We start from the raw sequence: 26,754 nt of genomic DNA on the forward strand, positions 1-26,754 counted from the left end.
AACTGGAGTCCTTTTTTCATGTAAGGGGAGTGTTAGTATTAATATCAAATGAACCATGTATTTAAACAAGTAGTAGGTTTGGGGTTAGTATTACTTGTCGGGAGATAAATACACGTATGGTAACCAGGGAATTGTTACCTCTATTTATCATTTGACATTGTCATTATAAGAACAAAAAATGAGTTGAAAATGAAATTTTTTAAGAAATTTCTTTTAATTTCTTGAAATTCTAAAAAAGATAATAATTAAGTTTAATTATTGTTGATAAATATGGGACAATTTTGGTATTATATATAAAGGAGAAGTTGTATATTTTATAAAGGTTTAATGGCTATTAAAGTTTTATAAAGTATACAGCTCTTAGGCATGAGAGGAGCAGTCATATGAGGAAAATATTAACCATATTGTCCCTTTTGTGGCTACTCAGTATAGGGGGGACCGCTAACGCAACGGACTGGTATTATGTTGGACCAGATGCGTCAGGAAACCAATTATTTATTGACAATGACAGTGTTCAAAAAAGTGATTATGATGCGCTTTTGTGGCTGCGGGTCAATGAACTGGGTGGCGACGAATTGCGATATAAAGTGTATATAAGTAGATATAATCGTACCATGGAAACGTTAAAGGTAGATGCGTACATGGCAGACGGTACACCTTATGAAAATGTAGAGTATAATGAAAACCCAGAACCTATTGAAGGCAATACAAATGGTCAAGCCATTTATAATTTATTGTGGCAATAAAAGAACCATCTAGCACAGCAAACTAGATGGTTCTTTTTTATATGTGTAAAAAATTTATAAATCTTAGGAATATTTTTTATATACAACATTCTCAAACGAGAATGGTATATACGAAAATTTAAACTTGGGCAGAATTGCGACTTAGCTCCAAGTCTTGAATCATTTGGAGATCGTCTTGTGGAGAGCGACCACCAGTTGTTAAGTAGCCACCAACCATGATGCCGTTAAGACCACCTTTTAAAGCATAAGCTTGTAAGTCACGAAGATTTACTTCACGACCGCCAGCTGTACGAATCAATGCGTTTGGCAAGATGAAACGGAACACAGCGAAGGTACGTAAAATATCTAGAGGACGTAATGCTTTATTATTTTCAAATGGTGTACCTTTAACAGGATTTAAAATGTTGAGTGGTACAGAGTCAATATGCAAACGTTTAAGCTCGAATGCCATCTCTACGCGTTGTTCTAATGTTTCATTAAGACCGAAGATGCCGCCAGAGCAAACTCGAATACCTGCTTTTTGAGCATTATCGATAGTAGACATTTTATCTTCGTAGGAATGGGTTGTACAAATATCTGGGAAGTGACTAGGCGCTGTTTCGATATTGGAGTGGTATCGAGTTACACCCACTTCTTTTAATTTGAGAGCTTGTTCGTAAGTTAACAAACCAAGAGAACAGCAAATTTCGAGACCTACTTCGTTTTTAATACGGTCTAATACGCGAATGATTTGGTTAAATTCATTTGGGTTATTAGTATTACGACCACTCGTTACGATAGAAAAACGAATAGCGCCTGCTTCTTTAGCTTTGCGCGCCGCATCGAGGATGCTTTCATCATCCATGAACGGATATTCTTGAACACCTGTTTCGTGATGGGCAGATTGGGCACAGAATTTACAGTTTTCAGGACATTTGCCAGAACGTGCATTTACAATGGCGCATACATCCACGGAGTTGTCATTGAAATGCTGGCGAATTTTATCGGCCATAGCAAGTAAAATCATAGTGTCATCATCTGAAGTATGAATCAGCTCGATTGCTTCTTTCTTAGTGATTTCGCCGCCGTTCATAATGCGGTTGGCAATAGTAAGGATTTTTTCGTATGTACCCACTTGGGTTGATTGTTGATCTGTAGGCAAAGCCATAATAGCCTCCAAGAATTGTTAACTTAATAAAAACATAAAATATTGACAATTTGATTGTAAACGTTCGTGTATAAATTGTCAACTTAATGTATTTTTAAGTTAACAAAAATATCGCAGTAGGTTTTAGACTATTTTGAATACAGGTAAGACCTATAGTTTGAATCTAATGGGAGATACTATATTTTAGTATCTATTTTGATAGATTGATTGATAGTTATTTTTAAGTAATCTTTACGGTTTTGTAGTATAATAAAATATTGTAATTACTATATATAACTATAATAAAAGTACTAATACAAGGAGTGGATATAGATGCAGCCATTTCGATTTATACACTGTGGTGACCTGCATTTAGGGGCACCCTTTCAATATGCTACAGGTATTAGCCGCGCCGTTGATCGTGCCGTGAGCGAATCTACCTATGTAGCCTTTGATACAATTATTGACACTGCTATTGATGAGCATGTTCATGCTGTTGTCATAGCTGGTGATATTTATAATAGCGAAGATCATAATTTAGAGGCACAGGTGCGATTTGTGCGCGCCATGTATCGCTTGGCAGAACATCGCATTGCAGTATATATGGTGCAAGGTAATCATGACCCTGCTGAAAGCTGGAAGGCTCAATTGCAGATGCCTGACAATGTGCATGTATTCTCTAGTGAACAAGTACAACGTTTCCCATTAATTGTTAACAATATAGAAATTGGTGGCGTTTACGGTATTAGCTGTGGCCATGGTAATGAAAGCGACAATTATGCGCGCCAATACCGCGCCTTTGAACGAGATGAGTTTTCTTTGGCTGTCATGCACGGCACAGTCGGTTCTAGTGTAGGCTCTGAAAACCATAATGTGACCGGCCCGTGCAGTTTAACTGATCTAGCAGAGGCGGCTATGGACTATTGGGCGTTAGGACATATTCACAAATCTCAAGTTCTTAGCGAGGAACCTCTTGTTGTCTATTCCGGTAATCCCCAAGGTTTACACCGCAAGGAAATAGGCCCTAAGGGGTGCTATCTCGTCTCTGTATCTCATAATGGTCATTGTGAACCTCGTTTCATTGAAACAAGTGCAATCCGTTTTGAAGAAATCAAAATTGATATTGCAGGCATGAAAACGGAAGCAGAATTCTTAGAAATTTTACGCCATAAAAAAGAGAATCTGCGTAAGCAACATAAGAAAAATATCTTGCTTTCCATTGTTCTCGTAGGTACAGGTCCATTGCATCGTTTATGTACACAAGAAGGTGTGCGCAAATTATGGTTGCAAGAGTCCCAAAGTGAAGAGAAAAGCAAGTCTATATTTGTTATGCCTTATCGCATGATGTGTAATACGCGACCTAGCATTAATTTGGCTGAACGTAGATTGTTATCCGATGTGGTAGGGGATTATTTACGCGCCTATGATGATATGGTTGATGGCAATGCGGTACAGACGGTACGTCAAATTTTGGCAGAACGACCTGAGTTTAAACGCTTAGGTGTATATGCCGATTTGTTGAGTGATGAATTATTGCTTCGCGCCTTGAAGCGCTGTGAAATTGAAGGTGTTACTGTATTGATGGGGGCTAACGATGAACATTAAACGCATACGATTTGATGAATTTGGCCCGTATCGCGACTGGTCTTTTACTACGGGAAATCATGGTGTTCAGCTCATGTATGGACCTAATGAGAGTGGCAAAACCTCCTTGCTGGAAGGGATGCGCACACTTCTATTTGGTGGTACGCATAAGGCTTATGGGCCTATGACGGGTGCCCTTGATGTAGAGCGTAATGGTGAAAGCTACTACATTGGTCGTAAGGGTAAACAACTAGACTTTTACAGTCCTGGAAATCCAGCCATTCATGAGGAGCCAGCTCAACACTGGTGGCATGGTATTGATAAAAAAACATATAACCGAATTTTTGCATTGACCCTTGATGATTTACAAGGTCTCGATGTTCTACAAGAGGTAGAGGTTCGGTCTCGTTTCTTCGGCGCTGAAGGGGGCGAGCATTTAGGTTCGGTCGTAAAAGATGTGGAAAAAGGCGCTACTGATCTATTAGTAGCTTCCTCCAATGGTAAACGGCGCATCAATGTGTTGATGGATGAGCTTAAAGAAAATCGTCAAAAATTAAGCCATTTAGTCGAACATGAAACGCAATATGTAGAATTGCAAAAAGCCTTTCACAGTACGGAACAGACTGAGGCAGAATTGCAAGGTCAGTTGCAAGAGTGGAAGGAATACCGCGATGGTATAGATGTGGTATTGCGCGCGTGGGATACGTATCGCCGTAGCGAAGAAGCGCGTATGCACATGCAGCAGTATAATAGCGAGCTTGCTTTGAGCCGTGATGAGTTCCTTCGCATCGATGAGGAAATCAAACGAGCTCGAGACAATATGCAGTTGTGGCAGGAAAAGGAAGCGGCCTTGATGCCAGCTAACTTTAGCCCGGATAGTCCATTTGGTACGTATGGTCAAGATATTGAAGACCTTATTCAACAAGGTGCCAAGTGGGAACAATTGCGCCGGGAGTGTGAAGAAGGGGATGCGTATATCTTTAAGGTACGAGAACAATTAGAGTTTTCTCGTTCTATGCATTCTGCATGGCGTGATGATGAGCCGATGGCTGACGATGTGAATTGGTTTGAAGGAGAGCGCTTAGCAAGTCGCTTACGCACTGCTAAAGATCAATTATTACATTGGCAATATCGCAAGCCTGCTGAGGCTTCTGATGATTTGCCAGTAGCCAATCTCGACGGAGCATCGTTACCAAATTACAGCGAAGAGGATTTGGCGAAAAAAGAGCATCTCGAACGTGAACTAGAGCTTATCATGATGGATATTGATCGAGTTACAGAAAAACGGGATAGCTATGGTCCTGATGCACAACCGACCAATTTGCCAAAGTGGTTACAACGCATTAGTGGCGTAGCTGCAGTGATTGGCGTTTTGCTCGTATTAGCAGGCTTATTAGTATTAGAGTCTGTACTCTATACGATTGGCGGCTTTATACTATTAATCCTATCTATGGCATTGTTCTGGTATGCTACATGGAGACGTCATAACGGCAATTCTGATGTGTCTAAACTGAATTATGAGTTACAAATCTTGTCATCTCGTAAATCTGATGTAGAACATCAGTTAGAGGCGCTTGTGAAAGCCGCAACACCTATGGTGAGCCCAATTCCATCCATAGAGGGTGCAGCACATCTTGATCGTTGGGTCCAAGAAGGTCATACGTTGCAAGCTATTTATGATGAAGCCCTTGCAGCTTGGCAGAATTGGTTACCTCAAGGGGCGGCGAAGAGTCTTAACGAAGATGATTTCTTTGGCCTCAAACAAGAGTATGATCAATATCATGAACAATTGCGCACCATTGAAGGTTATGAAAAGCGATTAGCTGAGCATAAAGAAGGGTTGCGCGTTATTGAAGATCAAGCGATGACCTTGTGGTATAACCTTGGTGTTGAAGCGCCAGTATCTCCAACAGAGTTAAAACGTATTTATAACCAATACAAAAACTTCCAACAAAATAAAATTGTGTGGGAACAAAAGGAAGCACAACGTAAAAGCTTCCGCAATGAATACGATAATTGGCATCGCAAAGAAAAAGAATTGCTACTTCGTCAACAAGAGCTATTGCATAAGGCTGGCATGGATAGCTCTAACGAGTATCGTCAACATCTTATTGATGAAGATCAATACAAACAATGGCAAACCATTTACAAGCAAAGTCAGGTTCAGTTAGATTTATTAGCGCCTGATGCGGAGAATAGAGATTTATTCTATCGCCGCTTGCGTGAAGGTAATAAGGATAATTGGTTAGATGAGTTAGCTCATTCTGAACGAGAAATAGCTTCCATTGAAGATAAGTTGGCTATCTTGTATGAACGTCGTGGTCAAATTGTAGAATCTATGCGTGCCCTAGGTTCCGACCAAGAGCAACACCAAATGCTTCAAGAACGGGAAGCGTTGCAAAATGAATTAGAATCTGCTCTCGAAGATTGGGCTACACAAGTGTTGATGAGTCACTGCATGGATAAGGCTCAACAGTCCTATGAGCAAGAAAAACAGCCTCATATGTTAGAGCTTGCATCTTCTTATATAGAACGTTTGACTGGCGGTATCTATACCTTTGATATCCTCGGGATCAACGAAGGCGTAGCACTGGTTAGTGGCAATGGAGAACGCTTAGAACTTAAGTTCTGGTCTAGTGGCTTAGCCGACCAAGTATACTTGGCATTGCGCCTAGCATTAGCTAAGGTATTCTCTTACCAAGTTGAATCCTTGCCAATTATCCTAGACGATATTCTTGTGCGCTTTGATGAAAACCGTCAACGTAGTGCGTTAGAATTATTAGCAGAAATAGGCAAGAACCAACAAATCTGGTTGTTTACATGCCAACGCTCTGTATTTGATATGGCTCAATCTGTTACAGGTATTGATCGGCATAGATTAAGTCGCAATTAAATGTAATCCCTGTGAAGGTATATAGCTTTCACAGGGAATAGTAATAGCAACGTTATAAGTGATGTAACTAAAGTAACTGTTTTAGTTATCATAGTGTGTTAGTATAAATTAGAAAGAAAGGGGTTGAGTACTTGAATACAGCATATTTAGATATGATCCAAGGGAAGAACCCTGGTGTAACACCTGTGTGGTATATGCGCCAAGCTGGTCGTAGCCAAGCGGAATACCGCAAAATCAAAGAAAAATATACGCTCTTTGAAATTACAAAAGAGCCTGAGTTGTGTGCTCGTGTTACAGAGCTACCTGTAAAAGAATACGGCGTAGATGCAGCGATCCTTTACAAGGACATTATGAGCCCTATGGTAGGCATGAATGTAAACGTAGAGCTCAAGGCGGGTGTGGGACCTGTGTTTAATACACCGATTCGATCCATGGCTGATGTAGATACATTAGATACCTTTGACCCTACAAAGGTAGATTATATTGGAAAAACGATTACATTATTAACATCTGGTATGCTCGACGTTCCGCTCATTGGGTTCTGTGGCGCACCATTTACGATTGCGTCTTACCTCATAGAAGGGGGACCAACAAAGAATTATAATAAGACTCGTGGCATGCTTATAGGTGCACCAGATGTGTGGAATGCATTGATGACAAAGTTAGCAGATATGTCCATTGAATATTTGTCTATGCAAGCCGAAGCCGGTGCGAACGCACTACAAATCTTCGACTCTTGGGTTGGTGCAGTGAATGCGGACCAATATAAACAAGGTATTTATCCTCATATGGAACGCATTATTAAGACTGTAAAAGATCGATACCCTCACTTGCCTATGGCCATGAATGGTGTTGGTACCGATCATCTCGTATCTATTTGGTCTCATTTGCCATTGGATGTAATCGCTCTTGATTGGCGTAGCTCCATCGTTATGGCTAATGAACGAGGCGTAACACAAACGGTACAAGGTAATCTCGATCCAGCCTACTTATTCGCTGATGAAAAAACATTAGCTCACGAAGTGGATCGCATCTTACTTGATGGTGTTCGTTATGGCCGTCATATCTTTAACTTAGGTCATGGCGTATTCCCAGAGGCAGATCCTAAAAAGCTTCATTGGCTTACAGACTATGTACATGAACGCAGTCGTGAATTATGGGCACAAGAGGGGTAAGCTAGTGAACATCGAGAAAAAAGGATTATTATTCTTATCCTATGGTAGCCCTTCGAGTAAGGCTGATTTAGTGCCATACATGACGAGTATTCGTCATGGTCGCGTGCCGACCGATGCTGAAGTTAATAATCTTACCCATCGTTATGATGTCATTGGTCAGTGGTCCAACGTAGAATTACAAACGATGGCAGAACGTCAATATAATAGACTGCTTACTTTGTTGCCATCCATACCATCGGCCATTGGATATCTTCATATGAAGCCGTCCATTGCTGATGCGGTAGATGCATTAGTCAAACAAGGTGTAGAGCATATTATCGCTATCGTAACGGCCCCATTCTTTACGTCTCTTGGTACTGGCGCTTATGAGAAACAAGTGCAGGCTGCAATTGGTGACTTTCAAGATGTAACCTTTGATGTTATTCGTGCTTGGTGGGATCAACCTTCCTTTATCGAGTATTGGGTAAAAGCAGTTTCAGACTGCATCAATGATACTAAAGATGTATTTGTTATTTTTAGTGCTCATAGCATACCTCTTATTAATAGTCATAATGCAGACTCTTATGCTTTGGCCTTAGAGGAAAGTGCAAAAGAAATCGCTCAACGTTGCGATTTAGAACAGTGGTCTGTAGCTTGGCAGAGCGCAGCCCCTCATGGACAATGGTTAGGGCCAACCGTAGCGGAAGCGATCAATCAAGCTTTGCGTAGTGGTGCGATACATATAGCCTTTGTACCATTTGGCTTTGTAAGCAATCATGTAGAGGTATTGTACGATAATGATGTAGAGTGCAAAGAACTCGTTGATGCTGGCGGCGCTGTATATATGCGTGCAGAAATGCCGAATTGTGATGAAACATTCTTGCAAGCGATGGCGAGTGCAATAATAGAAAGGATTCATTCGTGAATGTAACAATAGTGGGCGGTGGCCTAACCGGATTGACAGCGGCTTATTATTTAGGCCATGCAAAGCCGAACTGGACCATTACTCTTTATGAACAAGCACCACGATTTGGTGGGAAAATACAAACACAACGCGTCGATGACTTCGTGGTAGAGCTCGGACCTGATTCTTACTTAGGCCGTAAAACGGAAATGACGGATCTCGTCTATGATCTCGGATTAGGGGACACCCTTGTATCGAATGAAACAGGGCAAGCCTTTGTGTATGACAAAGGTTCTATTCATCCTATTCCAGGGGGCTCTATCATGGGCATCCCTACGGAAATGATGCCTTTTGTGAAAGCAACGCTTATTTCTTGGCCTGGCAAATTACGAGCTGGTTTAGATTACTTTAAAAAGCCATACCAGCTAGATAAAAATGGAGATGTATCTATTGGTCATTTCTTTCAATACCATTTAGGTCAAGAAATGATGGATAAGCTCATCGAGCCTCTATTGGCGGGGATCTATGGCGGCGACATTTATAAAATTAGCTTGTTATCTACATTCCCTCATTTTATTCAAGTAGAACAAAAATACGGGAATATGGTAAAAGGCATGATGGCTGCTAAGATGGGCCACTCTAAAGCGGGGGTTACTAAAGCGGCTAAAGGTGCCGTAGCTGAAGGCGACGTACCGCGTGCTGGTAAAGGGACTATGACAGACCGTCAATTTGAAAGTCATGAAGCGAAGTCCACTAAGGCCCATGCGGATATAGCGAGTCGCAAGGGCACTGCTGCTCAATCTGGCATGTTCCGTCAATTGACAGGTGGCCTTGAAAGCGTTATAACAGCCATCGTTGAGGCCATGCCTAGCAATGTACAGTTACATACGGGGACACTAGTATCTAATATTCGATATGTTGAAGGTATGTATGCTATCGATGTGGTGAATTCTGTAAACAATGCTTGTGGCTGTCAATCTACTACAGATTCAGCTACAGAGGTTCTTCTCGATAAAGCTCCTGCTATGGCGGATCATGTGATTATCGCGACACCGCCTGCCACATATACGCAATGGTTTAAGGATGATCCGGGTTTTGATTTCTTGCGCTCCATGGAGCAGTCTAGCTGCGCTATTGCTATTATGGCCTTTGATAAAGCTACCTTTGATGGTGATTTAAAAGGTTCGGGTCTCTTGATTACACGCAATACAGATACGCCTCTTACAGCGTGTACTATTCTTAATCAAAAATGGCCTCAAACAACGCCTGACGATAAAATCGTATTGCGCGTCTTTATCGGTAAACCTGGCAATGATGTGGTAGAACATCTCGATGATAAGGAACTTTCAGCATTAGCAGTAAAGGAAATTCAACGTATTATGAATTTCTCCACGCAACCTGAGTGGGTGCGCATCAATCGTCTCATTCACTGCATGCCGCAATATAATGTAGGACATCGAGCAGGCATCACAGCAGTACGTGAACATGTGGCAAAACACTATCCAAACTTACATCTCATTGGTACACCGTTTGATGGCATCGGTATTCCTGATGGTGTAAAACAAGCAAAAGAACTCGTAGAGTCTATTGCAGAGAGCAATTGAAAATTAATATTAATAAATAATTATAAGAAAAGACTCCATATGCTATAATAGTATATGGAGTCTTTTCGATTCTTAGAGTAATAGAAAGATATTCTTTAAATATAATCACCATAGATAGGAGTGATCACAATGGGAAAAGCAATCCCTACAGTAGAAGGTTGGCATAGCCAACACATGGTCTTTGCCATGGATTTCAGTGCATGGAACTGCTTTACAGCTGAAGAAAAAGCAGAAGCGCGCAACGAATTAAAAGCATTTTTAGCGGATCTTGAAGCTAAACATCAAGCTAAAGAAGGTAGCTATGCATTCTATGATTGTAATGGCGCAAAAGGGGACTTAATCCTATGGATCCTTGGTCCATCCCTTGAATACTTGGCACAAGTAGAACGCAAATTCCGTCGTTTGGCTATTGCAAGCGTATTAGTGCAAACATATTCCTATACATCTGTAACAGAAGTAAGTGCTTACGTTAAAGCTAAACTCGATACAGAAGAAGTTAACCAAAAACTATACCCTCATGTACCTCGTGACAAATACATCTGCTTCTATAACATGAGCAAAAAACGTGAAGGTGATGACAACTGGTTCATGCTACCACCGCAAGAACGAGGCATGTTGATGAAATCTCACGGTGAACTTGGTAAAACATACTTAGACGTTTTATCCGAATTTACAACAGGTGGCTGTGGCCTAGACGACTGGGAATGGGGCATTACAATCTTCAGTAATGACGACATCCAATTCAAAAAAATCGTATATGATATGCGCTTTGAAGTAGCCAGTGCAAAATACGGCATCTTCAGCGACTTCTACGTTGGTACCATCATCGACGATGCACTACTAGAAGAAATCTTTGGATAATAAAAGAAAACCCCGCATCGATCCGACTTACGAGGTCCTCCCTTCGTGCTTAGATAACAGAAACTATAATTTACATTCCCCTAAAATGCTAATACATGTCTAATTTTTAATAAAAGGCTTATAGGACAAAAAGTGTGTGTAAAAACCCTTATAACACTAGTAAATATCTAGTGTTATAAGGGTTTAATCTTTTTCTGGAGAAGTTTGAGGGTGGACAAAAAGTGTGGGTGAAAACATCAATTAACCCTTGTAATTACTGACTAAAATGAGGTTATATCTTCCTATATATAAACAAATATGGAGGAAGAGTTTATGCGACAAATAAAATGTCCTGATTGTAATGAAACATGCATTAAACACGGTGTTTTAAAATCTGGTTCTCAGCGTTGGTTTTGCAAACATTGTAAGGTGGCATTTACCGTTAAAATTAATAATTTAAGTAAAGAGTTAAGCCTATTCTTGAATTGGTTATTCAGCACCAATATTCAAGCTGATATGCCTGGTAAAGGTCGTACATTCAGGCGTAAAACCGCTAAATTTTGGTCCATATGGCCATTGCCACCAAAAGTGGAAGAAGTACATGATGTGGTATATCTTGATGGAATTTACTTAGCTAGGAATTTATGTGTATTGATTTGTTGCAATGATACTCATGTTCTAGGATGGTATGTCTGCCGTTATGAGCATGCTAGAGCTTGGCAGTGCTTAATGGAACGGATTGCTGAACCTAAAGTCGTTGTATCTGATGGCGCTAATGGTTTACCTAAAGCATTACGAAAAGTTTGGCCTCATAGTAGCCACCAAAGATGCCTATTTCATATTTTTTGTCAGGTTAGACGATATACGACAAGTAGACCTAAAACGTTAGCAGGAAAGGATCTTTATACTCTTGCTAAAGATTTATTTAATGTGAAAACAATGGATCAAGCTTTTATATGGATTAATAAACTTTCGGCGTGGCGAATGACATATTCTGATTTTTTACGAGAAATGACGATTGATGAATTCGGAAACAAACGCTCTACACATGAGCGTTTGCTTAAAGCTGAATCATCATTATGGCGTCTGATTAGGCAACAAACTTTATTTACATTTTTGGAATGTATTGATATTACAATACCTACAACAAATAATCGTATTGAAGGTGGAGTAAATGCTCAATTAAGAAGTATGTTACGGGCTCATAGGGGCCTTTCACTTGAAAGAAGACTAAAAGCGGTCTATTGGTGGTGCTATATGCACTCACCAAGACCGCTTTCTATTTCAGATATATTAAATTGTATGCCTACAGATGAATCGATTGCTGCTATCTACAAACGGTTATCTGATTATTGCCAAATAGATCGTTCAATCCCTCAATGGGGTGATGCTCCTGTTTGGAATGAGCTACATATGTCTACAGATTTTCCAACTTATTGGGATTAGTCACACACACTTTTTGTCCTATAACCCTAATAAAAGAACTCCCTCATAAAATCCGACTTGCGGGTTCAAGGCCTATGGCCGCAGAACCAAATCGCATGGAGGATTGTTGAGGGAGTCTTTTATTACCTTATTGGGTTGTAAATTATAGTTTCTGTTACACCCTATACGTTCATGTTTGCGCTTTTACGTACATAGAACCAGTAGCATACTGCTACAGTTACGATGTTGAAGGCTAACAATACAGCAAAGGCTGGATGGATATTACCAAATGTGGAATATACAAAGCCGAAGATTTTAGGTGTAATAAAGGCACCGTATGCAGCTACGGAAGCAACGAAACCTGTAATTAAAGAGGAAAGCAATGGATTGCCAAATACGTGTGGAATCATACGGAATGTTGCACCTGTTGCGAAACCACAGCATACGAAGGTCAATACGGACATTGCAAAGAAGAATGGGAAGTTGTGCATGTCTACGCCAACTGCAATCAGAGCCGTTGTAGCACATAGGCCGAGAAGGCTTACAAAAGTAACTTTTGTACCGCTGTTAATTTTATCGGCTAACCAACCACCTACAGGGCGAAGGGCACCTGCTACGAGTGGACCTACGAAGGCGATAGAAGCAAATGGAACTTCAGGGAATTCTTTGCCTACTAATAAACCAAGTGCTGCCGCGTAACCCGAGAAGGCACCGAAGGAACAAGTATAAAGCAATGTAAGTGCCCACGTGTGTTTGTTACCAAAGATTTGTACGAGGTTTTTAGGATTTGGTTTCTCCAAAGGCAAGTTATCCATGAAGCGTGTCATAAGAGCAAGGATAACAACGAGTGGTACGATCCACATGAAAGCCGCATTGGCAAGGTATACTGCATTACCTTTAATGATGGCTGGTGTTACACCAAATACGCTACCTAATGCAGCAGAACCCATAGCGAATGGAGCTAAGAAGTAGATTACGGAGACACCAAGGTTACCAACACCGCCGTTGATACCAAGAGCTGTACCTTTTTCAGATTTAGGGAAGAAGTTGCCAATGTACGCCATGGAGGACGAGAAGTTGCCTCCCGCTAAACCGATAAGGACAGTCAAAATCATGAATGTCGTATAAGAAGTTGTTGTATCTTGAACAGCAAAGCCAAGCCATACAACAGGAACTAATAAAATAAGTGTAGAAATAAATGTCCAGTTCTTACCACCGATTAAGGCTGGCATGTAGGTATATACGAAACGTAATGTAGCACCTACAAGACCTGGTAATGCGGCTAATGTAAATAATTGATCTGTTGTAAAGTTAAAGCCAGCGCCATTTAGTTGTGCTGCAATGGTTGCCCATAAATACCATACACAGAATGAAAGGGTTAATGCAATTGTGGATATAACCAAGTTTTGTTTAGCAATTTTTTTACCAAACTTTTCCCAAAATTCTGGATTTTCTGGTTGCCAATTAGCCACAATTTCGCTACGGCTTGCCCCTACTTGAGGCATTTTTAGTTCGCTCATTTTGAACTTCTCCTTACTAAAAAACTATACATGCAATGAAGACATGGAAGATACAATTATCAGTCAATGTATATGAATATTGCAATTTATAGAATTTCTATAGAAAATATTCGAATTACCTAGAGAACTGAGTTATAATTATTGTATCAACAAAATTTGCAATGTCTTATATCACAAATATATTATATATTGTAAAATTTTTTGTGAATGTGACATAAAACACACATATTCTGAAATTAATAAGTTATAATAATCTTATATATACAAAAAAGTATATAATACATGTGCTTTTACTATAAATAGATTAGTATAACTAATGGATTTTATTTTAAAAGTACAATGGAGTGGTGAAGGTATGGATAAAAATTTAATTAACCAATTACTTGCTTTGCCGGGCGAGGAACTCCATCTTAAAAAAGGTGATTTTCTCTTCCACGAGGGGGACAAGGCAGAACACTTTTACGTAGTGTTAAAAGGTAGAATGAGCATTAAGAAATTCGAATCTAGTGGGCACATTTTTGCGTTGCGTCTAGTAGGTCCGAATAATGTAATTGGTGAGGTTCCGTTGTATGAGGAGAACACAAGAACTTATGTGTTCAACGCCATCGCTCGGGAGGATTGCTCTGTTTATTCCATTCGCTATGATGTGTTAGAGCCAGCTATTGCAAAAGATCATTCATTGGCTATTGCGATGATGCAAATCTACACATTACATATGCGTCGTCAACAGGCAAAATACCGAGACTTGCTACTATATGGCAAGAAGGGAGCATTTTATTCTACCTTGTTGCGCTTAGCCAATAGTTATGGTGTAGAGCGCGAGGATGGTATCTTTATCGATATCGCCCTAACAAATCAAGAGTTGGCTGAATTTGCTGCCACATCAAGAGAAAGTTTAAATCGCATGCTAAGTGAGTTGCGTAAGTTGGGCTATGTAGCCTATGACAAACACCATCTAGTAATCTGTGATTTTGATGCTTTAATCGGATTGCTTGATTTAGAGGTTGATAATATAGACCCTAATATTAGTAATATCGAATAACAGTATTTTCTCCTTTGTGTTAGCTCAGCTAGCACAAAGGATTTTTTTGTAGTTTTGAAGGAGGACACGAGATGAGCTTGTTGTCTCAAAAGTTTAAGTTTCTTCGCAAGAAGAACGTATCTCCAAGCGGCCATCAAATAACTGAAGATGGCGGTCGCGAGTGGGAAAATTTTTATCGTGACCGTTGGTCTTACGATAAAGTTGTCCGCACAACGCATGGCGTAAACTGTACTGGTTCTTGTAGCTGGAATATCTACGTTAAGAATGGTGTTGTAGCGTGGGAAAATCAGGCTACTGATTACCCTGAAACACCAGATGATATGCCGGATTACGAACCACGTGGGTGCCCTCGTGGTGCAACATTCTCTTGGTATCTCTATAGCCCATTGCGCGTAAAATATCCATATGTACGCGGCGAATTGGCTGAGCTTTGGAGAGAAGCTAAAAAGCATGCTAAGAACCCGATCGAAGCTTGGAAATCTATCGTAGAAGATCCTGAAAAAGCGAAAAAATACAAATCTGCCCGTGGTATGGGTGGCTTTGTGCGCTCCACATGGGATGAAGCGACAGAAATTACTGCTGCATCCTTATTATATACTGCAAAAACATACGGCCCTGACCGCAACGCAGGCTTCTCTGTAATTCCAGCGATGTCCATGTTGTCCTATGCAGCAGGTGCTCGTTTCCTTAATTTAATGGGTGGTTCACCATTGTCCTTCTATGACTGGTATGCCGATTTACCACCTTCTAGCCCTCAAGTTTGGGGTGAACAAACTGATACACCTGAATCTGGTGACTGGTACAATGCTGGTTACATCATGACTTGGGGTTCTAACGTACCATTGACTCGTACGCCAGACGCTCACTTCTTAACAGAGGTTCGTTACAAAGGTACTAAAGTAGTATCCGTATCCCCTGACTATGCAGAATCTACAACTTCTTCTGATGCTTGGCTCAATGTAAAAGCCGGTACTGATGCGGCTCTTGCTATGGCAATGGGCCACGTAATCTTAAAAGAATACTACATCGATAAAGAAACTCCATACTTCAAAGAGTATGCTAAAGAGTTCACAGATATGCCATTCCTTGTACGCGTTGAAGAAATCAACGGCACTGTACAACCAGGCCGCTTCTTGAATGCTAAGGATTTGGGTCGCCAAGAGGAAGGCGCTAACTTCCAAATGGTATTAATCGATGATACAACTAATGAAATCGTTGTTCCTAATGGTACAATGGGCGAACGTCACACAAATCCACAAAAATGGAACTTACGCCTTGAAAACCGCGATACAGGGGCTAAAATCGACCCTCGCTTATCCGTGTTTGATCAACGCGAAGATGTGACTATTGTTAAATTGCCATACTTTGGCGATGAAGAGCACGAAGGCGTAATTGAACGTGCTATTCCTACCATTACAGTACAAACTGTAGATGGTCCTGTAAAAGTAACTACCGTATATGACCTTATTCTTGCTAACTATGGTATCGATCGTGGTATCGGTGGTGAAGTGGCAACATCTTATACAGATGACACTCCTTACACACCTACATGGCAAGAAAAAATTACTGGCGTAAAAGCAGATATCGCTATTGCCACAGCTCGTGAGTTTGCAGATAATGCAGAAAAAACTAAAGGTCGTTCCATGATTATCATGGGCGGTGGTATCAACCACTGGTACCATGCTGACGTGATTTACCGTACAATCTTGAACCTTATCATGTTCTGTGGTACAGAAGGTGTTAATGGTGGTGGCTGGGCTCACTACGTAGGTCAAGAAAAACTTCGTCCTATTGAAGGCTGGGGCGGTATCATGACAGCTAACGACTGGAGTAAAGCTCCTCGTTTGCAAAATGGTACATCTTGGTTCTACTTTGCTACAGAACAATATCGTTCTGATTGCATCGACTTGGCAGACCGCGTATCTAAATTAGCTAAGCCTCGTTATCGTCACCCTGGTGATTACAACGTATTAGCGGCTCGTTTAGGTTGGTTGCCATCATATCCTACTTTCAATAAAGGCAGCCAAGACTTGATTAACGATGCTCGTGCAGCTGGTGCTGGTACAGAAGCAGAAATTAATCAATATGTGGCGCAAGCGTTGAAAAATAAAGAATTACAATTCTGCGTAGAAGATCCTGCGGCTAAAGAAAACCATCCACGCAACTTGTTTGTATGGCGTGCGAACCTTATTGGTTCCTCTTCTAAAGGCCATGAATACTTCTTGAAACATTTATTAGGTACTAAAAATGCGGTATTAGAAGATGACGATGCACCTACACGTCCAGAAGAAATCAAATGGCGTGAAGCTGATGGGGCAGGTAAACTTGACCTCTTAATCGACATCGACTTCCGTATGGCTTCTACAGGCTTGTACTCTGATATCGTATTCCCTGCAGCTACATGGTATGAAAAAGAAGACTTGTCTTCTACAGATATGCATCCATATGTACACGTATTCCAAGCTGCTGTTGATTGCGCATGGGAAACTAAATCTGACTGGGATACATTCCGTACCCTTGCAGAAACAGTATCTCGCGTAGCAAAAGAGTCTGGCTTCACAGAATACGAAGACATCGTAGCATTGCCTCTTGGTCATGACAGCCCAGGTGAAGTGGCTCAACCAGAAGGTAAGGTTCTCGACTGGAGCAAAGGCGAATGTGAACCAATTCCCGGTAAAACAATGCCTAACCTCGTTCATGTAAAACGCAACTATAGCCAAATCTTTGAAAAATTCATTGCTTTGGGGCCTAACATCGAAAACAAAATGGGGGCTCATGGCTTGGCTTGGGATGTATCTGATGAATATCAAACATTGTACGCACAAAATGGTACAATCGATAATCCAGAATTCATTTCTCATGGCCGTCCAAGCATTTACGAATGTAAAGAAGCTTGTAATGCTGTATTGACATTGTCTTCTTGTACAAATGGTAAATTGGCTGTTCGTTCTTGGAAGGCAATGGAAGAAAAAACTGGTCTTTCTGATCTTGAAAAGAACGCAAAAGGTCGTGAACAAGAAAAAATTACCTTTGATGACATGGTTCGCCAACCACGCTTCATCATTAGCTCTGTAACAAGTACTGGTAAAAACGATAAAAACCGTCGTTATTCCCCATTCACAACATCTACAGAAGATAAAGTACCATTCCGTACCGTAACAGGTCGTCAATCCTTCTATTGCGATCATGAAATGATGCGCGATTACGGTGAAGCTATGGCGTTGTACAAACCTGTATTGTCCTACAAACCGGTACAAGGTGACTACAAACAAGAAGGTATTCCAGAAATTACATTGAAATACTTAACACCACATAATAAGTGGTCTACTCATAGTATGTACTTCGATAGCCAACAAATGTTGACATTGTTCCGTGGTGGTCAAACTATTTGGCTCAACGAAGATGATGCAGCAGAAATTGGCGTTAAAGATAATGACTGGGTAGAAGCTTTCAATAAAAATGGTGTAGTTGCAGCTCGTGCAGTTGTATCTCCACGTATTCCTCGTGGCATTTCCTATATGCATCACTCTCAAGATCGTCACATCAACGTTCCTGGTACGCAAGTTAAGAAAGACCGTCGCGGTGGTACACACAACGCACCAACTCATATTCACATGAAACCGACACACATGATTGGCGGTTATGGTCAATTGAGCTATGGCTTTAACTACTATGGCCCAACTGGTAACCAACGTGATATGACAATTGTGGCTCGTAAGTTGAAGGAGGTGGATTGGCTTGAAGATTAAAGCTCAAGTATCCATGGTCCTAAATTTGGATAAGTGTTTAGGCTGTCATACATGCTCTATCACTTGTAAAAATACATGGACGAACCGCGAAGGCGCGGAATATATGTACTTTAATAACGTGGAAACTCGCCCAGGTGTAGGCTATCCACGTAATTGGGAAGACCAAGAAAAATGGAAGGGCGGCTGGACGCTAGATAACTCTGGTAAATTAGCTCTTTCTACAGGTTCTAAAACAAATCGTTTGATGAAATTATTCTTCCATCCTGAACAACCAGAGTTGAAGGATTATTTCGAACCTTGGACTTACGACTATGAAACATTGATTCATGGCGGTCGTAAAAATAACCAACCAGTTGCTCGCCCTCGTTCTCTTGTAACGAAACAAAAAATGGAAGTTACTTGGGGTCCTAACTGGGATGATGATTTAGCAGGTGGTCAACATGCTCGCTCTGATGTGAACTTAACTAAGATGGGCCAAGATATCGTATTTGACTACGAAGAAGTATTCATGCGTTATTTGCCTCGTCTTTGTAACCACTGCTTGAACCCTGCATGTGTAGCTGCATGTCCATCCGGCGCGATTTATAAACGCGACGAAGATGGTGTGGTTCTCGTATCTCAAGATGTATGCCGCGGTTGGAGACATTGCGTTCCATCTTGTCCATACAAAAAAATCTTCTATAACTGGGAAACTAATAAAGCTGAAAAATGCGTATTCTGTTACCCACGCTTAGAAAATGGCTTGCCTCAAATATGTGCTGAAACTTGTGTAGGTCGTATGCGCTATGTTGGCGTTGTATTCTACGACATGGACAAAGTTGAAGAAATGGCAGCTACAAAAAATGAACAAGACATTTACGAAAATACATTAGATTTGATTTTGGACCCTCATGATCCAGAGGTTATCAAAGCGGCTCGTGCTGAAGGTATCTCCGAAGCCTGGATTAAAGCAGCTCAAAAATCTCCTGTATACAAACTTGTAAAAGAGTGGGGCGTGGCATTGCCATTGCATCCTGAGTATCGCACATTGCCAATGGTTTGGTATGTACCACCACTCAGCCCAATCTTGCAACGTGTAACATCTGATGTATACTTGCCAGATGCACATGAAATGCGCGTACCTGTACAATACCTTGCTAACTTGTTTACAGCAGGTAATACAGAAATTTTAGCTCGTACATTGCAACGTGTTCTCGACATGCGTGAATACATGCGCCGTCGTGAAACAGGTGACGGTCCTATTGAACATAAAGTTGATTTAACAGAGGATCAAATGTACGGTATGTACAAATTGTTGGCATTGTCCAAATACAATGATCGCTTTGTTATTCCATCTGACGTAAAAGTATCTCGCGAAGGTCGCCTAGAAATGCAACATAATCGCGGTTTTGCTTGCCCTACAGGGGGATGTCAATAATGAAGGATGCTCAGAAAATCGCTCTTATTGCGTCATTTCTTCTACGCTATCCTGATGAACAATGGTATAACGAACTACCTGAATGGAGAGAGGACGCCCAATCTGTTGGGCATCCTCAACTTCGTCAAGGTTTATTAGAATTCTTCGACTATGTAGAGGAATCCGATAAAAAAGAATTTGAAGACCAATATGTTCGTACCTTTGATTTTAGTCAAAATACAACTATGTATTTGTCGACTTATGAATTACAAGGTACTGGGGAACAAGCAGAAGAACTCGTTAAATTTAAAGCTTTCTTCCTAGAAAACGACTATGATTTGCCAAAAGAAATGCCAGACTATGTTCCAGCACTTCTTGAATTATGTGCCGTTATCGATGATGAAAAAGCAAAAGAAATTTACGACTATTGTAAGCCAAAATTGGAATACATTAGAGAACGCTTCATTGAGGCTAAATTGCCTTATGCATTCTTGTTTGATATTATCTTGTCTGTTGCAAATGGATTGGAGGACGGTGCACGATGAATCTATTCCTTTGGGGCGCTTTGCCTTACATCGCTTTCACCTTCTTAATCGTAGGTACTTTGGTTCGTTTCTTCTACTTTGAAAGAAACTGGACTACAAAATCGAGTGAATTTTTAGAGAAAAAACAATTGCGCATTGCCAATCCATTGTTCCACTTTGGCTTGCTTTGCGTTATCGGTGGTCACGTAGTAGGTGTGTTAATCCCTAAAACTTGGACTGCTGCAATCGGTATTAATGACCATTTGTACCATGAAGGTGCGTTATACATGGGTGCTGTAGCTGGTATTATCTTCATCGTAGGCTTCTTGCTCTTGATGAAACGCCGCTTTACTGTGCCTGCTATGAAAGTTAACACATCTGGTCTTGATAAATGGTTATATTTGTTCTTAACATTAGCCATTTTCAGTGGTATGGCTGGTACATTGCTTAATGCATCTGGTTTCTTTGATTACCGCGTATCTATCGGCCCTTGGTTCCGTAGCTTACTATCCTTTATGCCTGATCCATCCTTGATGGAAGGCGTACCATTCATGTTTAAATTCCATATGTTAGCGTGGATGGTGGTAGCTATTATCTTCCCATTCAGCCGTTTGGTACACTGCTTGAGTGTTCCACTCAACTACTTAATACGTCCGTTCATTGTATATCGTAAACGTGACGAAAAATAATTAGGATAATGATTGATTTGTATGCCCTTCATGATATGACAAATTAATCTTAGCCCCTTGTAATAGTGAATGCTGATGCTCACTACTACAAGGGGCTTTTATTTATTAATTTTTGTTAGAGTAGTTTAGATAACATAACATAACATAACATAACATAACACTCTTTCTGATTGAATTACCTAGCTTTTACCGAAACACTTTTGAGTTGTTTATATAGTTAGAATGAAAGACTAAATTAGAATTATTCTTATAATGAATGCTACCTATCTAATATAAGTAATCTGCAAATTTCGATTTAAATGATAAAATATGTTAAGTAAAATTGATATTTCAGGAATTATGTTAGAGAGGTTTATGATGAATCAAGTGGAAACGAAACAGTATAAGAGTATTTACCATATCTTTATATGGATTGCAGTATTCTCCTTAATTATGATCGGTTTGCTAGAGTGGGGCTATATCGTAGGTGGTCGTGCCTTCGGGAACTATAAAGTCTATACAGGTCTTGTACCTTGGTGTACGTGGATTGTGATGACTTATTTGGCAACTCGTCCTAAATGGTTTACAAGTCGTTATAATTTATGTGAAATGTTCAAGGTTCACCGTGCATTAGGTATTGCATCTGTAGCTGTTATTGCATTCCATTTGTATCTCTATTTCGGTAAAGCTGCTAAATCCGTTCTCGGTTGGTGGGGTGGCTATGTAGCCCTTACTTCCTTCGGTATTGGTACAATCTCTGGCCTTGCGTTCTTGACGCCAAAACTTAGAAAAGTAACTGCATCTAGCCGTAATATTGGTATTTGGCTTCATCGTTTAAATCTTGTAGCATTAGTTGCTGCGGATATCCATATTCATGGTTTTAATCGTATTTCTAAAATGGTACCATTCTTACAAGTCTTTGATATCATTACATATGGCCTTGTTATCTACTGCATCTACTTGATGTTTAAAAAGAAATAATAAGATACATACAAATCCCTTCTGTATTATACAGAAGGGATTTTTTCGTTATTGTCTTTAGACTGGTTCGCGACGTAGTCGCGAATCATTAAACCACCCGCTATGCGGGTGCGGCAACGAAAGTTATACAAAAAAATCACCTTGCTTAAGTATAATGTAGGTGTTCAAGCCGCATTATATGCAAAAGAAAGGTGATTTTATATGGCAACAAAGACACAGAGCCTTGCGCACACAAAATGGTTATGCAAATACCACATAGTATTTACACCTAAGTATAGACGTAAAGTTATATATAATCAATACAGAAATAGTTTACGTGAAATACTGAGACGTTTGTGTGAATATAAGGGCGTCAAGATTATAGAGGGGGAGCTTATGGCAGATCATGTGCATATGCTAGTATTAATCCCACCTAAAATATCAGTTTCATCTTTTATGGGATATCTAAAGGGTAAAAGTGCACTAATGATGTTCGATAAACACGCAAACTTAAAGTATAAATTTGGAAATAGACACTTTTGGTCCGAGGGATATTATGTAAGTACGGTAGGTTTAAATGAAGCTACCGTAAAAAAATATATACGTGAGCAAGAGTTACATGACCAGATGAAAGATAAACTTAGTGTAAAAGAATATGAGGACCCTTTTAAGGGTAGCAAGTAATACATATCCCCTTTAAGGGGAGCGTTACGAGTCAATGGCTATGCGGCTTGAACGTAGTGAAAGCCAGCGCCTTTAGACGCTGGCCTAGTACTACGGGCTTATAGCCCGTGAGCAAACCACCCGTTTTACGGGTGGTTCTGATTTATATTTTTATTTTCTAAGAAATAAAATATTCTATATTATTAGTTTAATGCATAATTGATTATGAGATTGATATACATTCTCTCTTTACTGACCAGATGAAAATTGCTATTATCTTTATGTTAAATATGATAATGATAATTATAGTCATATAATTCATTATTTCTTCATTTTTTTATTAATCATTATTTATTGTGTGAGGTTTATTATGATTAAACGTAAAATGACCAGTGCTTTTGCAGTGGCAGCCATGATGGGTGTGGCTACAGCCTTTGCTGTTAATCCATTTTCCGATGTTCCGTCCGATAGCTGGGCATACCAAGCAGTAGATCAATTGGCTACAGCTGGTATTATCAATGGTTATCCTGATGGTACTTTTAAAGGCCAAAATAACATTACTCGTTACGAAATGGCTCAAATGATTGCGAAAGGCATGGCTAATCAAGATCGTGCTAATGCAGAACAACAAGCTATGTTGAACCGCTTGGCCGATGAGTTTTCCAATGAATTGAATACACTTGGTGTGCGTGTAGCCAAATTGGAAGACCGCGTAGGCAATGTAAAGGTTACTGGTGATGCTCGTATCAACTACATCGGTAAAGAAGGTATCGATGGTTATGATTACGAAGATAAAATTACGACTCGTGTACGTTTAGGCCTTGATGCAAAGGTTAATAAAAACACATCTGTGAAAGCTCGTATTACAACAGGCTCTATTGAACTAGGTGATAGTTCTAAAGATGCTCAAGCTAATTGGGATTTAGCATATGTAGAGCATAAATTCGGTAAAAATGTTGTAGTTGATGCTGGTCGTTATACCCAAAAATTTGGTGGTGGCTTGATTTATAGCTCTAACTTTGATGGTGTAGGCGCTACAGTGAAGCTAGGTAAAAAGGTTACATTAAATGGTGCTTATGGTTATATGACAGCAGGTCGTTTTGCTAAGACTAGCAGAGAAGATAATGGTGATGTAGGTCTTATCAATGCCAATGTAGTTGTTAATGATCGCTTTGGCTTCGGCGGTATGCTCGCGCATGTTGGTACTGCAAACGTTCGTATGGGCAATGGCTTGAAAAACAATGATTTTGATAATGTATATGGTTTCAATGCACATTACAATGTTGGTAAATTCGCCGTTGAAGGGGAATGGGTAAAAGCATCTGGCTTGAGTGATTCCGATATTTGGAACGTAGGCGCTAAATGGGGCGATTATAAAATCAATAAGAAAAACTCTTGGGCAGTACGCTTAGATTACTTTGATCAAGCTAAAAATGCACCTGTATTTAAAACGCAAAAATATGAATCTAATGATTTATTGAAGAAAACACGGTTTGAAGGTTATAAAGCATGGCAATTAGGTGCATCTTATGCACCGGAGAAAAATATTGGTATTAATGCATACTATGGCTTCCATGCGAAAACACAAGATGGTAACCGTGTAAATGATTTCTACCGTGCAGACCTCAACTTCAAATTCTAGTTCTAATTTTAGGATGGATCTGGATTTAATAACTAATTAGTTTTAAGTTCTAAGTAGAATGCTATGTGGATTGAAATTGTTAGCATGCTACATTAGGCCAACTAGATATATACTAGTAGTTTGTATAAGAAATAGTGAGGTTTATATGGCAGAAGTAGTAAAAAAACAGTTTAAGAGTAAATACCATATTTTAATATGGATTGCGGTTTTATCCCTAATATTTATGGGAATGGTAGAATATGGTTATGTAACAGGCGGTAGATCATTTGGTAACTGGAAGGTTCACTTAGGTCTTATTCCTTATGTTGCATGGCTTGTATTAACATATATTGCAACAAAACCAAAATGGTTTATCAAACGATATAATCCAAAAGAAATGTTTGAAGTTCATCGCATCGTAGGTATCGTTAGTGTTGTTCTTGTATGTGCACATTGGTATGTATACTTCTTGAAAGCATTGAAGTCCTTCTTAGGATTCTGGGGCGGTTATATCTCTCTTGGAGCCATGTTTATTGCTCTTATCTTTGCCGTATTGTACTTAACGCCTTGGGTAGGCAATATGGCAAAATCTGTATCTCGTAAAAAAGCAATCTGGATTCATCGTTTGAACCTTATTGCTATCATTGCAGCAAATATTCATGTTCATGGTTTTGGACGTTTGTCTAAAATGGTACCATTCTTGCCTGTATTTGATGTAGTGACGTATGCACTTGTTATTTACTACATCTATTGGATGTTCAAACAAAAATAAATAATGTATACGTACTTTTATTCTTATAAAAGTCGTATAATCATAGAATTAAAAAGAGACCATCTCTACCCTTTATATGTGGAAGAGATGGTCTTTTTTTGTAGTTTACGATACAATAATATTATGAGTATATTCTATTATTTTGTGCAAGTATATACTGATAAGAAAGAAGGTCACTATGGATTCTTCTTGGAAACGAATTATCTATTTAATCTGTATTATACAGATCGGTGGGGGAATAACAATTATAGGGGTACTATCATTCCTACCCTTATTTCTTATAGAGTTAGGTCTACATAATCCAGGTGAAGCTGCTATGTGGGCAGGTATTGTATCCGGTGTAACGCCGTGTATGGTAGCGCTTAGTGCACCGTATTGGTCGCGCAAGGCAAACCAGCTTGGGCCACGTAAGGTAATGATGTTTATCTTATTCACCTTAATGGTTACGGTGGGGGCCTGTGCTTTCACACAAACCCCGTCTCAGCTGTTGGTTCTAAGAATTTTGCAAGGTGTAGTAGGCGGCTATGTGCCGATAGGACTGGCCATTATTGTACTCATAACACCTGAGGAAAAGGTGCCATGGGCGATGGGGCTGTATCAAGCATCTATGGTGATGGGCCTCGTCTTTGGTCCTCTTATGGGTGGCTTAGCGGCTGATCTATTAGGTTATAGAGCGCCATTCTTTATATTTTCCGGATTGACTGGCATTTGCTTATTAGGTATTTATTTCTTAATGCCTAATTTACAGTTTAAGCATAAGGTGGACGCTCAAGAATCACAGGTTTCTTTGATTAAATCATTTCTCATGATACCTCGAGTTCGTCTATTAGTGGCGATGCAGTTTTTATGTAACTTTGGTATTACTGGTATTGGTCCTATCTTACCGCTTTATATCAAACACTATATGGCCGTGAATGATGAATTTGTGGCTACCATTGTAGGAATTATTATCTTTGGGGCTGGTTTGTTTAGCGCCTTAGCATCCATTTCAATCGGTAAGGTAACACAACGATTGACCATGCCTCGTATTATCTTTACTGCTACATGGGCGGTGGGATCTTTATTTATTTTGCAATACTTAATGCCTAGTATATGGGGACTTGGTGTATTCCGTGCTATAGCCGGATTCTTTATGGGCTTTATTACGCCAATTGCAAATACGCTGATATCCAAGGCTGTCCCTGTTGAGCGACGGGGCATTGTCTTTGGTGCCGTATCTAGCGTAGCCATGATGGGTAATGTTTTAGGCCCTGTTATTAGTGGTGTTATTGCGCGTGCCTTTGGATATGGTGCTGTGTTTTGGTCTACGGCGACAATATTCTTTGTGGCGTCCTGGTTTGTATATCGTAATTTAGTTATGTCTCGTGAAAGCAGTTCATCATAGTGAATCTACTTTCAATGAAATATAATAATTGTAGTTGTAGTTGTAGTTGTAGTTGTAGTTGTAGTTGTAGTTGTAGTTGTAGAGAAAAATATTATGTGAGTAGCAAATACCAATGAGAGGGGTTGGTGTATGTTGTGTAGTGGACTAGTAGATAGAGTAAGGCTACTAATTATAAGAGA

The 26,754-nt window shown here is 39.9% G+C and carries 20 protein-coding genes; 18 read left to right on the plus strand and 2 right to left on the minus strand.

Annotated features, from left to right (window positions below):
- Positions 1-383: 383 nt before the first annotated feature.
- The gene (locus O3607_RS06970) at positions 384-746 is read left to right on the plus strand and encodes a hypothetical protein (RefSeq protein WP_005387626.1); all 363 of its coding nucleotides are present in this window, start codon (positions 384-386) and stop codon (positions 744-746) included.
- A 118-nt stretch (positions 747-864) separates the two neighbouring features.
- On the opposite strand, the gene bioB is transcribed toward O3607_RS06970, so the two are convergent.
- Positions 865-1,893 (minus strand): biotin synthase BioB, encoded by a 1,029-nt coding sequence (gene bioB, locus O3607_RS06975; RefSeq protein WP_105086429.1) that lies wholly within the window; start codon positions 1,891-1,893, stop codon positions 865-867.
- A 312-nt stretch (positions 1,894-2,205) separates the two neighbouring features.
- On the opposite strand from bioB, the gene O3607_RS06980 reads away from it, so the two are divergent.
- From O3607_RS06980 to O3607_RS07010, 7 genes are all read left to right on the plus strand, one after another.
- Complete coding sequence (locus O3607_RS06980; protein WP_105090070.1) at positions 2,206-3,477, plus strand: DNA repair exonuclease; 1,272 nt, start codon at positions 2,206-2,208, stop codon at positions 3,475-3,477.
- Positions 3,467-6,349, plus strand: a complete 2,883-nt coding sequence (locus tag O3607_RS06985) for an AAA family ATPase (protein ID WP_371443611.1) — start codon at positions 3,467-3,469, stop codon at positions 6,347-6,349. Before O3607_RS06980 ends, O3607_RS06985 begins: the two co-directional genes overlap by 11 nt.
- A gap of 131 nt (positions 6,350-6,480) precedes the next feature.
- Positions 6,481-7,524 (plus strand): uroporphyrinogen decarboxylase, encoded by a 1,044-nt coding sequence (gene hemE / locus O3607_RS06990; protein WP_156719435.1) that lies wholly within the window; start codon positions 6,481-6,483, stop codon positions 7,522-7,524.
- A 4-nt stretch (positions 7,525-7,528) separates the two neighbouring features.
- Positions 7,529-8,428, plus strand: a complete 900-nt coding sequence (gene hemH / locus O3607_RS06995; RefSeq protein WP_371443612.1) for a ferrochelatase — start codon at positions 7,529-7,531, stop codon at positions 8,426-8,428.
- Positions 8,425-10,011: a protoporphyrinogen oxidase gene (gene hemG, locus O3607_RS07000; RefSeq protein WP_371443613.1), complete on the plus strand. Its 1,587-nt coding sequence runs from the start codon at positions 8,425-8,427 to the stop codon at positions 10,009-10,011. Before hemH ends, hemG begins: the two co-directional genes overlap by 4 nt.
- Before the next feature lie 129 nt (positions 10,012-10,140).
- Positions 10,141-10,872 (plus strand): hydrogen peroxide-dependent heme synthase, encoded by a 732-nt coding sequence (hemQ, locus tag O3607_RS07005; RefSeq protein WP_060923924.1) that lies wholly within the window; start codon positions 10,141-10,143, stop codon positions 10,870-10,872.
- Between the two features lie 312 nt (positions 10,873-11,184).
- Complete coding sequence (locus O3607_RS07010) at positions 11,185-12,297, plus strand: IS1249 family transposase (RefSeq protein WP_371443614.1); 1,113 nt, start codon at positions 11,185-11,187, stop codon at positions 12,295-12,297.
- Between the two features lie 161 nt (positions 12,298-12,458).
- On the opposite strand, the gene O3607_RS07015 is transcribed toward O3607_RS07010, so the two are convergent.
- A complete protein-coding gene (locus O3607_RS07015; protein ID WP_316066965.1) occupies positions 12,459-13,796 on the minus strand; it encodes an MFS transporter in 1,338 nt (445 codons plus the stop codon).
- 355 nt (positions 13,797-14,151) lie between these two features.
- Between O3607_RS07015 and O3607_RS07020 the strand changes: the two genes are divergently transcribed.
- The 10 genes from O3607_RS07020 (at position 14,152) to O3607_RS07065 (ending at position 26,575) form a co-directional block, all read left to right on the plus strand.
- Complete coding sequence (locus O3607_RS07020) at positions 14,152-14,838, plus strand: Crp/Fnr family transcriptional regulator (protein WP_105086443.1); 687 nt, start codon at positions 14,152-14,154, stop codon at positions 14,836-14,838.
- Positions 14,839-14,909: 71 nt separating this feature from the next.
- Positions 14,910-18,587, plus strand: a complete 3,678-nt coding sequence (locus O3607_RS07025) for a nitrate reductase subunit alpha (RefSeq protein WP_371443615.1) — start codon at positions 14,910-14,912, stop codon at positions 18,585-18,587.
- Positions 18,577-20,004, plus strand: a complete 1,428-nt coding sequence (narH, locus tag O3607_RS07030; protein ID WP_105086438.1) for a nitrate reductase subunit beta — start codon at positions 18,577-18,579, stop codon at positions 20,002-20,004. Before O3607_RS07025 ends, narH begins: the two co-directional genes overlap by 11 nt.
- Positions 20,004-20,528: a nitrate reductase molybdenum cofactor assembly chaperone gene (narJ, locus tag O3607_RS07035; protein WP_054748527.1), complete on the plus strand. Its 525-nt coding sequence runs from the start codon at positions 20,004-20,006 to the stop codon at positions 20,526-20,528. The genes narH and narJ overlap by 1 nt, the downstream gene beginning before the upstream one ends.
- On the plus strand, positions 20,525-21,196 hold the full coding sequence (gene narI / locus O3607_RS07040; protein WP_371443616.1) for a respiratory nitrate reductase subunit gamma: 672 nt from the start codon (positions 20,525-20,527) through the stop codon (positions 21,194-21,196). Before narJ ends, narI begins: the two co-directional genes overlap by 4 nt.
- A gap of 357 nt (positions 21,197-21,553) precedes the next feature.
- Positions 21,554-22,156 carry a hypothetical protein gene (locus tag O3607_RS07045; RefSeq protein ID WP_371443624.1) on the plus strand — a complete coding sequence of 201 codons (603 nt, stop codon included), beginning with the start codon at positions 21,554-21,556 and terminating at the stop codon, positions 22,154-22,156.
- A 201-nt stretch (positions 22,157-22,357) separates the two neighbouring features.
- Complete coding sequence (tnpA, locus tag O3607_RS07050; protein ID WP_005380067.1) at positions 22,358-22,819, plus strand: IS200/IS605 family transposase; 462 nt, start codon at positions 22,358-22,360, stop codon at positions 22,817-22,819.
- Positions 22,820-23,168: 349 nt separating this feature from the next.
- Positions 23,169-24,440 (plus strand): putative porin, encoded by a 1,272-nt coding sequence (locus O3607_RS07055; protein WP_371443617.1) that lies wholly within the window; start codon positions 23,169-23,171, stop codon positions 24,438-24,440.
- Positions 24,441-24,585: 145 nt separating this feature from the next.
- Positions 24,586-25,191, plus strand: coding sequence for a hypothetical protein (locus O3607_RS07060; RefSeq protein WP_060923917.1), 606 nt, complete (start codon positions 24,586-24,588; stop codon positions 25,189-25,191).
- A 178-nt stretch (positions 25,192-25,369) separates the two neighbouring features.
- Positions 25,370-26,575 (plus strand): MFS transporter, encoded by a 1,206-nt coding sequence (locus O3607_RS07065; RefSeq protein WP_371443618.1) that lies wholly within the window; start codon positions 25,370-25,372, stop codon positions 26,573-26,575.
- Positions 26,576-26,754 lie beyond the last annotated feature (179 nt).

It is taken from the genome of Veillonella sp. 20925_1_51, from assembly GCF_041431445.1.
In the GTDB taxonomy this organism is placed as follows: Bacteria; Bacillota; Negativicutes; order Veillonellales; family Veillonellaceae; genus Veillonella; species Veillonella nakazawae.

What these genes read in the sequence shown, in the direction of transcription:
- hemQ (WP_060923924.1), top strand. Translation starts at nt 10,141, where the DNA reads ATGGGAAAAGCAATCCCTACAGTAGAAGGTTGGCATAGCCAACACATG.
- narJ (WP_054748527.1), top strand. Translation starts at nt 20,004, where the DNA reads ATGAAGGATGCTCAGAAAATCGCTCTTATTGCGTCATTTCTTCTACGC.
- O3607_RS07025 (WP_371443615.1), top strand. Translation starts at nt 14,910, where the DNA reads ATGAGCTTGTTGTCTCAAAAGTTTAAGTTTCTTCGCAAGAAGAACGTA.
- O3607_RS07060 (WP_060923917.1), top strand. Translation starts at nt 24,586, where the DNA reads ATGGCAGAAGTAGTAAAAAAACAGTTTAAGAGTAAATACCATATTTTA.
- O3607_RS07055 (WP_371443617.1), top strand. Translation starts at nt 23,169, where the DNA reads ATGATTAAACGTAAAATGACCAGTGCTTTTGCAGTGGCAGCCATGATG.
- O3607_RS07010 (WP_371443614.1), top strand. Translation starts at nt 11,185, where the DNA reads ATGCGACAAATAAAATGTCCTGATTGTAATGAAACATGCATTAAACAC.
- O3607_RS06980 (WP_105090070.1), top strand. Translation starts at nt 2,206, where the DNA reads ATGCAGCCATTTCGATTTATACACTGTGGTGACCTGCATTTAGGGGCA.
- O3607_RS07045 (WP_371443624.1), top strand. Translation starts at nt 21,554, where the DNA reads ATGAATCAAGTGGAAACGAAACAGTATAAGAGTATTTACCATATCTTT.
- tnpA (WP_005380067.1), top strand. Translation starts at nt 22,358, where the DNA reads ATGGCAACAAAGACACAGAGCCTTGCGCACACAAAATGGTTATGCAAA.
- O3607_RS06985 (WP_371443611.1), top strand. Translation starts at nt 3,467, where the DNA reads ATGAACATTAAACGCATACGATTTGATGAATTTGGCCCGTATCGCGAC.
- narI (WP_371443616.1), top strand. Translation starts at nt 20,525, where the DNA reads ATGAATCTATTCCTTTGGGGCGCTTTGCCTTACATCGCTTTCACCTTC.
- O3607_RS07020 (WP_105086443.1), top strand. Translation starts at nt 14,152, where the DNA reads ATGGATAAAAATTTAATTAACCAATTACTTGCTTTGCCGGGCGAGGAA.
- O3607_RS06970 (WP_005387626.1), top strand. Translation starts at nt 384, where the DNA reads ATGAGGAAAATATTAACCATATTGTCCCTTTTGTGGCTACTCAGTATA.
- O3607_RS07065 (WP_371443618.1), top strand. Translation starts at nt 25,370, where the DNA reads ATGGATTCTTCTTGGAAACGAATTATCTATTTAATCTGTATTATACAG.
- O3607_RS07015 (WP_316066965.1), bottom strand. Translation starts at nt 13,796, where the DNA reads ATGAGCGAACTAAAAATGCCTCAAGTAGGGGCAAGCCGTAGCGAAATT.
- bioB (WP_105086429.1), bottom strand. Translation starts at nt 1,893, where the DNA reads ATGGCTTTGCCTACAGATCAACAATCAACCCAAGTGGGTACATACGAA.